The following is a 12529-nucleotide window of genomic DNA, read 5'->3' as shown; positions in this document are numbered from 1 at the left end:
GGCCCGGAGAATATAGCATGGCCGTCGGCGAATCCCTGCAAAGATATGACAAGGGTCGCGGCCGAATGCATGAAATCCGTGTAACCGGGATAGAAACCGGCTATCCATGCAGGATGGACAGGATTGACGCAGCTATCCTCAAGGCTCTGGCCGCGGATGCGCGCGCGCCGGTGAGTGCCATCGCCGCGCAGGTGGGGCTTTCGCAATCGGCCTGCACGCGCCGGATCCAGGCGCTGGAGGCGTCCGGCCATGTCCAGGGCTATGGCGCGCGACTCGGGCACCGGCGGCTCGGTTTCCGGATCACCGCGCTGGTCGACATCACGCTGGGAACGCAGGTGGAGGAGGACCTCGCCCGGTTCGAAGCGGCAGTGGCGCAGATCGACGGCGTGGTGGAGTGCGCGCTGGTCTCGGGCGGGCAGGACTATCGGTTGAAGGTCCTGGCACGCGACCTGGACGATTACGAGCGGCTCCACCGCGAGCATCTGGGGCGCCTGCCCGGCGTGGTGACGATCAACTCCAGCTTCGTGCTGCGCGCCGTGCCGACACGGAGCGAGGCGGACGCGCTGTTCGGAGGCGGGCGCTAGGTTGGGGACTCATATTCGTTTCCGTCATCCCCGCGCAGGCGGGGATCCAGGGTTAATGTGGGATATCGGCGCCACCGCGCGAACGCCATCCGGAGAGGACAGGGCCCGCCACACCCGTTCCGCACCTGGCTCTGGATCCCCGCCTGCGCGGGGATGACGAAAGAGAACGCAGGGATGGCGCAGTAAAATCAGATGCTTGTTTGAGTCCTCAACCTGGGGCCGGTGCCGCGCCCGCGACATGGTGCCGGGAGCGGGCTGGCCGCTCCCGGCATCGTTCGACTCACAGACCGTCGACGCTCTTGCTGACCAGAATGTTCACCGCGACGCGGCGATTCTGCGCCTTGCCTTCGGCCGTGTCGTTGCTCGCCAGCGGATCCGCCTTCGCCATGCCCGTAGGGGTCAGCATGCGATAGGGCTTCCAGCCGCAGGCCTGTTGCAGATAGTTGATGACCCGCGCGGCGCGCTTTTCGCTAAGCTCCTGATTCAAGTCGTCGCTGCCGGTCGAATCGGTATAGCCGACCACCAGCATCAGGGCGTTCTCCTGTCCCTGGGCCGAGGTTGCCGTGGCGCAGAGATTGGCCTTGTCCTCGGCGGACAGGTCCGACCTGCCGACATCGAAATGCACGTTGGTGGTGCTCTTGATGTTGTACTTGTCGATATCGCCCATGCGGCCGCGCAGTGCCTCGGTCGCCGCGGCCTGCTCCTCGAAGCCCTGGGCGGTGCCGCTATGGATCATTGTCGCGGTGCGCAGATCGCCCTTCTTGAGGCTGATCTGGCTCGCCACCAGCTCGCCGCCCGAATAGCCGTCGCCCGATTGCAGCGTCTTGACGACCACCGGCAGCCCGTTGAGCAGCGAGCTCGCGGCCAGCCTCTGATTGCCGCCGAGCAGGCCGCCGCCGGTCTTGATCCGCGTCGCATCGGTGATGGCGATGACCGTGCTGCTGCCATCGGCGGTGGTGACCTTCATCCTGTCGCCATGGCGCGCAGTGATCACGCCCTTGATCTCGGGCCCCGGCGTCATCGCGGACGGCGATGCGGGGACACCGTTCACGACGATGCGGGGATCCTGCGAACTCTGGTCCTGCGCCCACGCGCTGCCCGACGCGGAGATGGCCAGCATGGCGACCAGGACGCGAACGCCCGACTTATTGGAAATGTTACGCACAGAGCGTCTCCTCGAAACTATTCCCCCCAGCGGGTCTTGCGTGTTCAGGTCCACCTGTCTGCCAGATGAACGCGCCTGGAAGGGCCCATGGTCGAGCGGGTGGTCCGAGTGCGCGGTGCGACGAACCGCTTTGGGCCGCACTGCCGGCCGGCGGCTTGCCGGTGTGGAACAGAGGCCTCCTCCCCTTGCGTGTGGGCCCCTGCGTAACGACATTCGTTGATTGGCCTTGCTGCGCGTGCTAACGGCCCGCGCACTTTGAAGATCGAGAACGCAGGTCGCATGACCAGGTCCGTTTCCTCTCTGACGCGACACCCGCGCCCGTGAACACCCCTTCCGAGGGAGCCGCCGAGTCGGCTCCGGCCCAGATCGACGCGCCCGTCGCGCATGCGCACAGCCATGATGCGACATGGAAGCTGGCGATCGGCGCGATCGGCATCGTCTTCGGCGATATCGGCACCAGCCCGCTCTATGCGTTTCGCGAGACCTTTGACGGGCATCACAAGCTCGCGCTCGATACGCTCCATATCATGGGTGTGATCAGCCTGATGTTCTGGTCGATGATGGTGGTGGTGACGCTGAAGTACGTCACGATCATCATGCGGGCCGACAACAAGGGCGAGGGCGGCAGCCTGGCGCTGCTGGCGCTGATTTCGCGCAGCAGTGGCAATCCCAAGCGCTGGACGCAGGGGATCGTGCTGCTCGGCGTGTTCGCCACCGCGCTCTTCTACGGCGATTCGATGATCACGCCGGCGGTGTCGGTGCTCTCGGCGGTGGAAGGGCTCGCCGTCGCCGCGCCGGGATTCGGCAGGTTGGTGCTGCCGATCGCGGTGGTGATCCTGGTGCTGCTCTTCTCGATCCAGCGGACCGGGACTTCGCGGGTCGGCACCCTGTTCGGGCCGATCATGCTCCTCTATTTCCTGACGATCGCGACGCTCGGCACGCTGAGCCTGGTCCAGACGCCGACGATCCTCAACGCGCTGCTGCCCCACCATGCCTTCCTGTTCTTCGCCGAGGATCCGGTGCGGGCCTTCCTGGCGCTCGGTTCGGTCGTGCTGGCGGTGACCGGTGCCGAGGCGCTCTATGCCGATATGGGCCATTTCGGCCGCAAGCCGATCCGCATCTCCTGGCTGTGGTTCGTCCTGCCGGCACTGATCCTCAACTATATGGGGCAGGGCGCGCTGCTGATGCGCGAGGGCCATGCGGCGCTGCGCAATCCCTTTTACATGCTCGCTCCCGAAGTGCTGCAGTTCCCGCTCGTCATCCTGGCGACCATGGCCGCCGTCATTGCCTCGCAGGCAGTGATCTCGGGTGCCTTCTCGGTCACGCAGCAGGCGATCCAGCTCGGCTTCGTGCCGCGCCTGCGCATCGAGCACACCAGCGCCTCCACCGCCGGCCAGATCTACATCCCGCTCATCAACTGGGCGCTGATGATCATGGTGATCCTGCTGGTGCTGGTGTTCCAGACCTCGTCGAACCTCACTGCGGCCTATGGCATCGCCGTCACCGGCGCGATGTTCATCGACAATTGCCTGCTCGCCGTCGTCCTGTTCGGGCTGTGGAAGTGGAAGAAGCGCTATGCGATCCCGCTGCTCGCGGTCTTCTTCACCGTCGACCTGGCCTATTTCACTGCGAACCTGACCAAGGTGCCTGACGGCGGCTGGTTCCCGCTGTTCGTCGGCTTCGTGGTCTTCACGCTGCTGACGACCTGGTCGAAGGGCCGCCAGCTCATGATCAATCGCCTCCGCGAGAGCGCGATGCCGATCAAGATCTTCATCACTTCCGCGGCGACCACGGCCACGCGCGTGCCCGGTACTGCCGTGTTCATGACCTCGACCCCGGAGGGCGTGCCGCATGCGCTGCTGCACAATCTCAAGCACAACAAGGTGCTGCACGACCGAGTGATCCTGCTCACCGTGAAGATCAAGGACGTGCCCTATGTCTCCGACGAGAATCGGATGATGATCGAGGACCTGGGCAAGGGCTTCCACCGCATGATCCTGGCCTATGGCTTCATGCAGGAGGCCGACGTTCCCGCGGCGCTCAAATCGGTCAACGCCTGTGGTGCCGAGTTCAAGATGATGGAGACCAGCTTCTTCCTGGCGCGCCAGACGCTGCTGCCTTCGGCGCGGCCCGGGATGATGATCTGGCGCGAGAAGCTGTTCGCCTGGATGCTGCGCAACGCCGAGAGCGCGATGGAGTTTTTCCGCCTGCCCACCAATCGTGTGGTCGAGCTGGGCAGCCAGGTGGAAATCTGACCGATCGCTCCGCGCCTCTGCCCGCGCCACTGATCGTCACGGCGCTGCTCGGGCGCCAGGACCAGGCCTGGTTCAACGCGCTGCGCCGCGAGCATTATCCGCCCGAGCGGAACATGCTGGATGCGCATCTGACGCTGTTCCACCAATTGCCGCCTTCGGTGGCGGAGGAGCTCAAGCACCGGCTCGCGGTGGAGACGCGCGGCGTGCGTGCGCCGCGCGCGAAGGTGACGGGGCTGATGTCGCTGGGCGGTGGCGTCGCCTATCGAATCGAGGCTCCCGAGCTGGTGGCGATTCGCGAGGGGCTGGTCGATGCGTTCACCGGACTGCTCACGCCCCAGGATGCCGGCCGCTGGCGTCCGCACGTCACCATCCAGAACAAGGTTCGCCCGGTGCTGGCCAAGGCGGTGCTGGCCGCGTTGTCGCGCGATTTCTCGGCCCGGGAAGTGGAAATCGCGGGGCTGGCGAGCTGGCATTATCGCGGCGGCCCATGGGAAGCGCATTCCCGTCACATGTTCGCTTGACCTGGAGCGACGCCGGACCTATTGGGCCCCTCGCTTCGGGGCGGAGTAGCTCAGCTGGTTAGAGCAGCGGAATCATAATCCGCGTGTCGGGGGTTCAAGTCCCTCCTCCGCTACCATTTTCGACATTGCATTGTCCCCGGAAAGGGGAGGGGCCGAAGCCCCTCCCGCGGAACCGCGCGCCCGTTTCAGGCCGCGATCGTTCCGAACGCCTTCCAGGTGCCGGGCGACCCCGCCGTGGTGCAAATCCACCCCGCATTGCCGCCCGCAGCCGGCACGCTGTTCTCGATGACGTCGCCCTGCAGCCACGCACCGGTGGTCGGCGCTGCCGAGCCGGCACCGCGGAACAGGCCGGCGAGGAAATGGCCATTGGGGAAATCGGCTGCGAACTTGCGCGGGTTCGCCAGCGTCGAGCCCGTCGGGAAACGCATCACGGTGAAGGCATTGCCGCCGCCCTGATACTGGAAGTCCCACCATTTCGAAGTGGTGTTGTACTGGATCTGCCAGTCGGCCTGGTTGTTCGCGCCGATTACGTCGTTGCTCGAACCCCAGCCGATCGCTCCGTAATTGGGCTGCAGCGAGCCGATCACGCCGAGCACGCCGGGCGAGGCACGGCGATTGAGATGGCGATAGGGCGCCGCCACCGATAGGCCGGCCGTCATCACGAAGGCGCGGCTGCTTGCGGCGGAAGAGGTGCTCTGGCCCGCCAGGTCGCCGATCACGGTAGTGCCGTTGCCGAAATCGGCATTGTCGCCGGCGGCGCCGATCTCGATATAGCCGCCGATCACGGTGTTGGGCGCCGTGTCGATCGTCTTGATCGCACCGAGCGTGTTGCCGGCCTGGTGACAGGCGACATAGGTATTGCCGATCAGGCTCTCGTCGAGAACGCCCCAGCCGCCATTGGCAGTGCTGTTGACCCGCGTGGCTATGCCGGCATTGGCATCGTTGCTCTTCACGTGCAGGCCGTGGCTGCCATTGCCGATCAGATCGACATTGGTCAGCGTCCACAGGTTCGCATTGCCCTTCACCGGATTGCTGGCGCTAACCGAAGCCTCGATACGCAGGCCGCGGCCCGTGAAGCCGCGGATCGTCACATTCTCGAGCGCGGCGGTTGCGCGCATCCAGATGCCATCGACGGCCGACCCGCCGCCATTGGAGCGGATGTAGAGATCGCGCAGGGCCGAGCCGGCACCGTTCGGATAGGTGCCGTCGGGTGCCGTCCCGGTACCGTCGGTATTGGAAGCATTGATGATGAAGGCCTGCACCCCGGAATCGATCAGCAGCACTGATCCTTGCGCATTCATGGTGAAGCTGCCGATCGTCCGGTTGGCATAGGCGGCGCTGTTGCCCTCGCCCTGCCAGATGATCGGACAATGCTGGTTGACCGTCGCCGAGAGCCGGTAATAGCCCTTCGGCACCAGGATCGTCCCGCCTTCGGGAAGGAGCGCATCATGCGCGGCGATGAAGGCGGCATGATCGTCGACAATACCGTCGCCGACGGCGCCGAACCACTGGACATTCAGGGGCAGGGGATTGACGCGCAGCCAGCGGCCGCCGCCCGACGCCGCGAAGACGGTGCCGCCGTTCGTGGTTGCGCTCGATCCCGCTTCGAAGCGGAAGCTGCCGCCCCGCTTGAGTTCGCTGACATTCGCGGTCTGCCCGTCCGAAAGGCCGGCGGTCGAGGCCGCAGCGAGGTCCGCGATGGTGGGGAAGCTGAGGGTGTCCGTCATGGAAAATCTGATCCTTCGATGATTTCGGTTCTCAACGGCCATCGAGAACAAATATAGAACAATCGAAATCCTACATCGCAAGCGAAATCTCGCGCTTCGTGCGGGGGGATCGGATCGATCGCGGTGGCGGGCGGCTAGCGGGGCTTTCACCTGCCGAGCCAAAGCTGTTGTCCACAGCCATTGCGCGCCTTGCGCCACTACCCATGTTGCCTCGACCCTTGCCGAGCCCCTAGATGCGGGGCTCAGCCAATTCGGAAGCCATGATGACCGCCACCCATTCGACTCGCATGCTGATCCTCGGTTCCGGCCCCGCCGGCCTGACCGCCGCCATCTATGGCGCGCGCGCCGGCCTGGCGCCGATCGTGGTGCAGGGCATCCAGCCGGGCGGCCAGCTGATGACCACCACCGACGTCGAGAATTATCCCGGTTTCCGCGACGTGATCCAGGGCCCGTGGCTGATGCAGGAGATGCAGGCCCAGGCCGAGCATGTCGGCGCGCAGATGATGTGGGACACGATCGTCGAAGTCGACGTCTCGCAGCGCCCCTTCCGCATGGTGGGCGACAGCGGCACCGTCTATCTCGGCGACGTGCTGGTGATCGCCACCGGCGCCCAGGCGAAGTGGCTCGGCCTCGATTCGGAGCGGCTGCTCCAGGGCAAGGGCGTCAGTGCCTGCGCGACTTGCGACGGCTTCTTCTTCCGCGGCAAGAAGGTCGCAGTGATCGGCGGCGGCAATACCGCGGTGGAAGAGGCGCTCTACCTCACCAATCACAGCCATGACGTGACCGTGATCCACCGCCGCGATTCGTTCCGGGCCGAGAAGATCCTGCAGCAGCGCCTGTTCGCCAACGAGCGGATCAACGTCCTCTGGAACAAGAAGGTCGAGCGGTTCATCGGCGGCGGCCAGCCCGAGGGCCTGGTGGCGATCGAGCTCAAGGACATGCTGACCGGCGAACTTTCGCAGATCGACGTCGATGGCGGCTTCGTCGCGATCGGCCACCATCCGGCGACCGAGCTGTTCCGCGGCCATATCGACCTTGACGACGACGGCTATATCACGGTCGAGACCGGCACGACCAAGACCAGCGTGCCGGGCGTGTTCGCCTGTGGCGACGTGATGGACAAGCAGTATCGCCAGGCAGTCACCGCCGCGGGTACCGGCTGCATGGCTGCGCTCGATGCCGAGCGCTTCCTGGCCGAGGCGGACTTCGAGACGGCGGTCCAGCACGCGGCGGAGTGAGCGCGCTCAGCGCAGGGCTTGCAGCACTCGTTCGAGCAGCCAGTCCTTGTCGGCGGCGCGCGCGAAACTGTGGCTGGCGCTATCGAGCCGCTCGACCTGTACCTTGGCGCGGACGGCGTCGAAGGCCGGGCCCTTGAGGGCATCGGCGAAGGCAATCGCGGTATTGTCGCCCGTGGCGAGCAGGATCGTCACCGGCGCCTGCGCCTGGGCCAACGCGGCGGCGAGACGGGCGGAGAGGCTCGTAGCGGCTTGCGGCGGCTTGTTCGAGGCCTTGCGCAAGCCCCTGAGCAGCTTGGCGATGTTCACTCCGCCGCGCAGCAGCCTCAGCCACTCGCTCGGGTTGCGCAGCTTGCTCGCATAATGCGCGCGGATCGCCGCGGCGGGGGGCATTTCGTCGGCGGTCTCGACTGTCCAGGGATTGGCGAGCAGCAGCGTGTCGATCCCCGCCGGGGCATGGAAGAAGGCGAGTGCGGTCGCCGCGTCGCAATTGCCAAAGGCGACGATCCGCTCGACGCCGGTCTCGCGAAAGGCCTGAGCGGCGGCGGCGATGTCCGCGGCGCTGCTTTCATATCCGCCATTGGCACCGGTCGAATCGCCGATTCCGCGACGATCGAAGCGCAGGACCGGATGATCGGCGCGGGCGACGCGCTCGGCCAGGCGCGCCATGCCGCGATGCGCGCCGATGCGGATCTCGTTGCCGCCCGAGACGATCAGCAGCCCGGTGGTGCCCGCCGCATCGTCGAGCGTGCCGACCAGCATCTCGCCAGCGCAGTCGAACTCGATCAGCTTTCGCATGTGCGGATCCAGGCGGCGAGGTCGTCGGCGAGCAGGGCGGCGAGGACGGGGTCGTTGTCCGGCTCGGCGCGGCGCCAGAGCGGGCTGCCCTCGATCTTACGGTCGGCGGGCCCTGGATCGCTTGCGAGCCGCACCACCCGGCGTGGCGTGCCGGGCGCATGGAACGGCGTCTGAATGCGCAACGCGCTCAGCAGGCCGGGCGCGATCAGGGTGCCGGCAATCTCGACGGGCGGGGCCCCCGCATCGGTGGGGAGATGGCCACCCAGATACCATGAATCGCCGAGCGGCTCGCCGCCCAGCTCGGCTTGCTTGATGCGGCTGAGTTCGCGGAGGAGCTGCGCACCGTCCTGGGGCGCCAGGTGCCAGCGGCCGGCAACGGGGGCCAGCGCGTCGAGCAGCGCGCCGCTGCGCAGGCCAAGCGCATAGCAGGGCCGCCCCTCGCGATCGAACCTGTCGCAGGCGAAGTTGAAGCCATCCTGCATCTTGAGGAGCGAGGATCCGTGCGTCGGCACCAGGCTCTCGCCCTGGCCGGGCAGGTCGGGCAAGGCGCCGGCGATGCCGCGCGCGGCGAGCAGGCGGAGGATCGTCACCACGAAGCTGCGGGTGCGATTGGCTTCCTCGAACAGCGGCAGGGCCGCGACCACGACCGGGCCGCCGGCGGGACCGAAGCGCAGCATCGCCTCCCGCCCGCCGGCCCAGTCGTAATGGTCGATCACCGGAGCGCCTTGGCCGCCGCGAAACGCGTGAGGGCGCCGAAGGTCTCGAGCATCTCGCCATCGACTTCGTCATCCTCGATCAGGATGCCGAGCCGGTCCTCGATCTCGGTGAGCACGCCCGCCACGGCAAGCGAATCGAGCTCGGGCAGGGCGCCGAACAGGGGGGTGTCCTCGCGGAAATCGGCGACGCGCTCGGCACTTAGCCCGAGGACATCGCGGAGCACGCCGCGGACGGTGTTTTCGACTTCGAGCGAGCCATCGGGCTGCAATGCACTTCCCCTGCCGGTTTTTCGCTCCCGTAAGGGTTGGCGCGGGCGCTGCCAAGTATAAGGGTGTGCGGGTGATAGCGCTCGACCCCGTTCCCCGCCCCCTGGATGCCCTGCCGGCGCGCGGGCGGCCGGAGGCCGTGGCGCTGGAGGACAAGGCGGGCACGCTCAGCTATGCCCAGCTGGAGGCGGCGGTGGGCGCCATGGCCCATGCCCTGCGGGCACTGGGGCTGGCGCCCGGCGACCGAGTGGCGAGCTGGCTGCCCAAGACTCGCACCGCTTGCCTGATGCCGCTGGCGGCGGCGCGGGCGGGGCTGGTGCACGTGCCGGTGAACCCCGTGCTCAAGCGCGCCCAGGTGGCGCATATTCTGGCCGATTCCGGGGCCCGGGCGCTGATCACGCAGAGTGGACGGTTGCAGACGCTGGAAGCTGGCGATGTTGGCGCGGATTGCCGTATCGTCGAGGAGAGCGCGCTGCACTCGGACCAGACGCTTCCAGCCGCCGATGTTGACACCGACGCACTCGCCGCGATCCTCTATACCTCCGGATCGACCGGCAAGCCCAAGGGCGTGATGCTGAGCCATGCCAATTTATGGCTCGGGGCCATCAGCGTAGCCCATTATCTTCGCATAAAATCTGAAGACCACGTGCTCGGCGTGCTGCCGCTGAGCTTCGACTATGGGCAGAATCAGCTCTTCTCGACCTGGGCGGCGGGCGCGCGGGTGGTGCCGCTCGACTATCTGACCGCGCGCGACGTCATCAAGGCAGTGGAGCGCTTCGGCATCACCAGCCTGGCCGGGGTGCCGCCGCTGTGGGTGCAGCTGCTCGAGGCGGAATGGCCAGTTGAGATCGCATCGAAGCTTCGCCGGCTAACCAATTCGGGTGGCCCGCTTACTCCAAGGATGGTGCGCGACCTGCGCGCGCGCTTCCCCCAGGCCGACCTCTATCCGATGTACGGGCTGACCGAGGCATTCCGCTCGACCTATCTCGATCCCGCGCTGGTCGACGCCCATCCCGATTCGATCGGAACCGCCATTCCGTTCGCCGAAATTCTCGTGGTCGACCCCGACGGCGCGCGCGCCGCGCAGGGCGAGCTGGTCCATGCAGGCCCGCTGGTCGCCAAGGGTTACTGGCGCGATCCCGAGCGGACGGCGCAGCGCTTCCGCCCCGCGCCCGCCTTTGCCGAGAGCGGCGGCATGGCCGTGTGGTCCGGCGACACGGTGCGGATGGGCGAGGACGGGCTGCTCCGCTTCATCGGGCGCGACGACGAGATGATCAAATCGGCGGGCAACCGGATCAGCCCCACCGAGATCGAGGAAGCCGTGCTCTCGGGCGGCGAGACCGGCGAGGCGGCGGCGTTCGGCGTGCCGGACGAGCGGCTGGGCCAGGCCATCATGGTGATCGCGCGCGGCGACGGCGGCCGCGAGACCGAACTGCGCGAGCGGCTGCGGCGCGAACTGCCGAGCTTCATGCAGCCGGCGCGCTACGATTGGCGTATGGAACTGCCGCGCAACGCGAACGGGAAGCTGGACCGGACGGCGCTGAAGGCGAGCCTGGGCTGACGCAGGGGGTAGAATGACGAGTGTGACCGCCAAGCCCTTCGGCCCGATCCCGCCCGAATTTGCGGGCCTGCGCGAACTTCCGTGGTCGGATGTGCAAACTCCCGCCTATGTCTATGATTTCGCAGTGATCGAGGCGCGGATCGCGCTGTTGCGGGCGGCGCTGCCCCGCGGGGTCGGCGTCCATTATGCGATCAAGGCCAATCCGTTCGCGCCGCTGCTCGAGCGGATCGCGCCGCTGGTCGACGGGATGGACGTCGCCTCGGCGGGCGAGATGGCGCGGGCGCTTGGCGTCATGGCGGCGGCGGACATCAGCTTTGCGGGCCCCGGCAAGCGCGACGCGGAACTGGAGGCGGCGATCCGCGCGGGAGTGACGATCAATCTCGAATCGATCGCCGAGGGGAAGCGCGCGCTGGCCGCGGCCCGGGCACTGGGCGTGACGCCCCGGCTGGCGGTGCGGGTGAACCCGGATTTCGAGCTGCGCGGCTCGGGGATGAAGATGGGCGGGCGCGCATCTCCCTTCGGCATCGAAAGCGCGCAGGTGCCCGAGCTGGTCAAGCTGCTGCGCGGCGAAGGCGCGGCGTGGCGCGGGCTGCACATCTTCGCGGGATCGCAGTCGCTCGATACCGAGGCGATCATCGCGACCCAGGCAGCGACGGTGGACCTGGCCGCGCGGCTGGCCGATGCGTGCGGGGCGGTGCCGCCGCTGGTCAATCTGGGCGGCGGCTTCGGCATCCCCTATTTCCCGGGCGACACCCCGGTGGACGTGGGCGCGATCGGCGCGGCGCTGGCCGGGGCGATCGCCCGGCTCGACACCGACTATGCGATCGAGCTGGGCCGCTGGCTGGTGGGCGAGGCGGGGGTGTATCTCGCCCGCGTGATCGACCGCAAGGAGAGCCAGGGCGAGACCTTCCTGGTGGTCGAGGGCGGGTTGAACCATCATCTGGCGGCGACCGGCAATTTCGGCACGGTGGTGCGGCGCAACTATCCCGTGGCGGTAGCGCACCGGATGCAGGATCCGGCCGAGGAAGTGGTGACGATCGTCGGGCCGCTCTGCACGCCGCTCGACCGGCTGGCCGACCGGGTGGCGCTGCCGCGCGCCGAAGTGGGCGACAGGATCGCGGTGTTCGCATCCGGCGCGTACGGCGCCACCGCAAGCCCCAGCGCATTCCTGGGGCATCCGCCGGCGGGGGAAGTGGTGGTTTGAAGCCGGCAGGCGGCCGTTCCGAGCCGTTCGTCCTGGCCATGGCGCCGCTCCCCGGCGAAGGCCGGGGAACTGAAGGGGGTGAGCCTCGTGGTCGCCGCAATGCCGGCACGGTGAGGTGGCGCAACTATCCCGTGGCGGCGCCGATATCCCGCATTCCCCTGGATCCCCGCCTTCGCGGGGATGACGAGGTTCGCTGAATGAGTCCCGACCCTAGGTCGTAAATTCATAAACAACCGCTGTCGGCACTAGGGCGGAACGGCCGACATTGGGTGGAAAGCGGCGCGGCTGCTCTTTGGGCTCTGATACTACCATTCCGGCCCCCATTCAGACGAGGCAAAACGTCAGCTAATTGAGCCTAAGGGCGCTTCCGCTCCTAGGCGGCTCTGGCCGCATGAAGTTCGGGAGAGGTGATTGTGGCCATTGCGCGGCAAAATGGCCGCTTGCAATGTTGGAAATCGAATGTTCTGCATTTGTTCCTATGCGAAGGAGCAAAGCA

The 12529-nt window shown here is 67.1% G+C and carries 11 protein-coding genes and 1 tRNA gene; 7 read left to right on the top strand and 5 right to left on the bottom strand.

Going from position 1 to position 12529, the window contains the following annotated elements; genetic code table 11:
* Positions 1–113: 113 nt before the first annotated feature.
* Complete coding sequence (locus FFS08_RS04420; protein ID WP_137864283.1) at positions 114–584, top strand: Lrp/AsnC family transcriptional regulator; 471 nt, start codon at positions 114–116, stop codon at positions 582–584.
* A gap of 280 nt (positions 585–864) precedes the next feature.
* Here the strand turns inward: FFS08_RS04420 and FFS08_RS04415 are convergent, their stop codons facing one another.
* On the bottom strand, positions 865–1749 hold the full coding sequence (locus FFS08_RS04415; protein WP_502702006.1) for an OmpA family protein: 885 nt from the start codon (positions 1747–1749) through the stop codon (positions 865–867).
* Between the two features lie 365 nt (positions 1750–2114).
* On the opposite strand from FFS08_RS04415, the gene FFS08_RS04410 reads away from it, so the two are divergent.
* The 3 genes from FFS08_RS04410 to FFS08_RS04400 all read left to right on the top strand — a co-directional run bounded on the left by FFS08_RS04410 (position 2115) and on the right by FFS08_RS04400 (position 4641).
* Entirely contained in the window at positions 2115–4004 is a 1890-nt protein-coding gene (locus FFS08_RS04410; protein ID WP_137864320.1) for a potassium transporter Kup, read from the top strand.
* Positions 4005–4021: 17 nt separating this feature from the next.
* Positions 4022–4525, top strand: coding sequence for a 2'-5' RNA ligase family protein (locus FFS08_RS04405; RefSeq protein ID WP_137864282.1), 504 nt, complete (start codon positions 4022–4024; stop codon positions 4523–4525).
* A gap of 39 nt (positions 4526–4564) precedes the next feature.
* Positions 4565–4641: transfer RNA gene (locus FFS08_RS04400), tRNA-Met, on the top strand.
* Between the two features lie 69 nt (positions 4642–4710).
* On the opposite strand, the gene FFS08_RS04395 is transcribed toward FFS08_RS04400, so the two are convergent.
* Positions 4711–6252 (bottom strand): glycosyl hydrolase family 28-related protein, encoded by a 1542-nt coding sequence (locus FFS08_RS04395; protein WP_171012465.1) that lies wholly within the window; start codon positions 6250–6252, stop codon positions 4711–4713.
* Between the two features lie 263 nt (positions 6253–6515).
* Here FFS08_RS04395 and trxB point away from each other — a divergent pair, with 263 nt between their 5' ends.
* The gene (trxB, locus tag FFS08_RS04390; RefSeq protein ID WP_137864280.1) at positions 6516–7490 is read left to right on the top strand and encodes a thioredoxin-disulfide reductase; all 975 of its coding nucleotides are present in this window, start codon (positions 6516–6518) and stop codon (positions 7488–7490) included.
* A 6-nt stretch (positions 7491–7496) separates the two neighbouring features.
* On the opposite strand, the gene FFS08_RS04385 is transcribed toward trxB, so the two are convergent.
* Genes FFS08_RS04385 through FFS08_RS04375 form a run of 3 tightly spaced genes read right to left on the bottom strand, consistent with a single transcriptional unit; the run spans position 7497 to position 9270 of the window.
* Complete coding sequence (locus FFS08_RS04385; RefSeq protein WP_137864279.1) at positions 7497–8285, bottom strand: hydrolase 1, exosortase A system-associated; 789 nt, start codon at positions 8283–8285, stop codon at positions 7497–7499.
* Entirely contained in the window at positions 8273–9001 is a 729-nt protein-coding gene (locus FFS08_RS04380; protein WP_137864278.1) for an alpha/beta hydrolase family protein, read from the bottom strand. The genes FFS08_RS04385 and FFS08_RS04380 overlap by 13 nt, the downstream gene beginning before the upstream one ends.
* Positions 8998–9270, bottom strand: a complete 273-nt coding sequence (locus FFS08_RS04375; protein ID WP_137864277.1) for an acyl carrier protein — start codon at positions 9268–9270, stop codon at positions 8998–9000. Before FFS08_RS04375 ends, FFS08_RS04380 begins: the two co-directional genes overlap by 4 nt.
* 71 nt (positions 9271–9341) lie before the next feature.
* Here FFS08_RS04375 and FFS08_RS04370 point away from each other — a divergent pair, with 71 nt between their 5' ends.
* The gene (locus FFS08_RS04370; RefSeq protein WP_171012464.1) at positions 9342–10829 is read left to right on the top strand and encodes an acyl-CoA ligase (AMP-forming), exosortase A system-associated; all 1488 of its coding nucleotides are present in this window, start codon (positions 9342–9344) and stop codon (positions 10827–10829) included.
* Between the two features lie 13 nt (positions 10830–10842).
* Entirely contained in the window at positions 10843–12033 is a 1191-nt protein-coding gene (locus FFS08_RS04365; RefSeq protein WP_137864276.1) for a pyridoxal-dependent decarboxylase, exosortase A system-associated, read from the top strand.
* Positions 12034–12529 lie beyond the last annotated feature (496 nt).

The organism is Sphingomonas sp. 1F27F7B, assembly GCF_005503355.1.
In the GTDB taxonomy this organism is placed as follows: domain Bacteria; phylum Pseudomonadota; class Alphaproteobacteria; order Sphingomonadales; family Sphingomonadaceae; genus Sphingomonas.
This window is presented reverse-complemented; position numbering and strand designations above follow the sequence as displayed.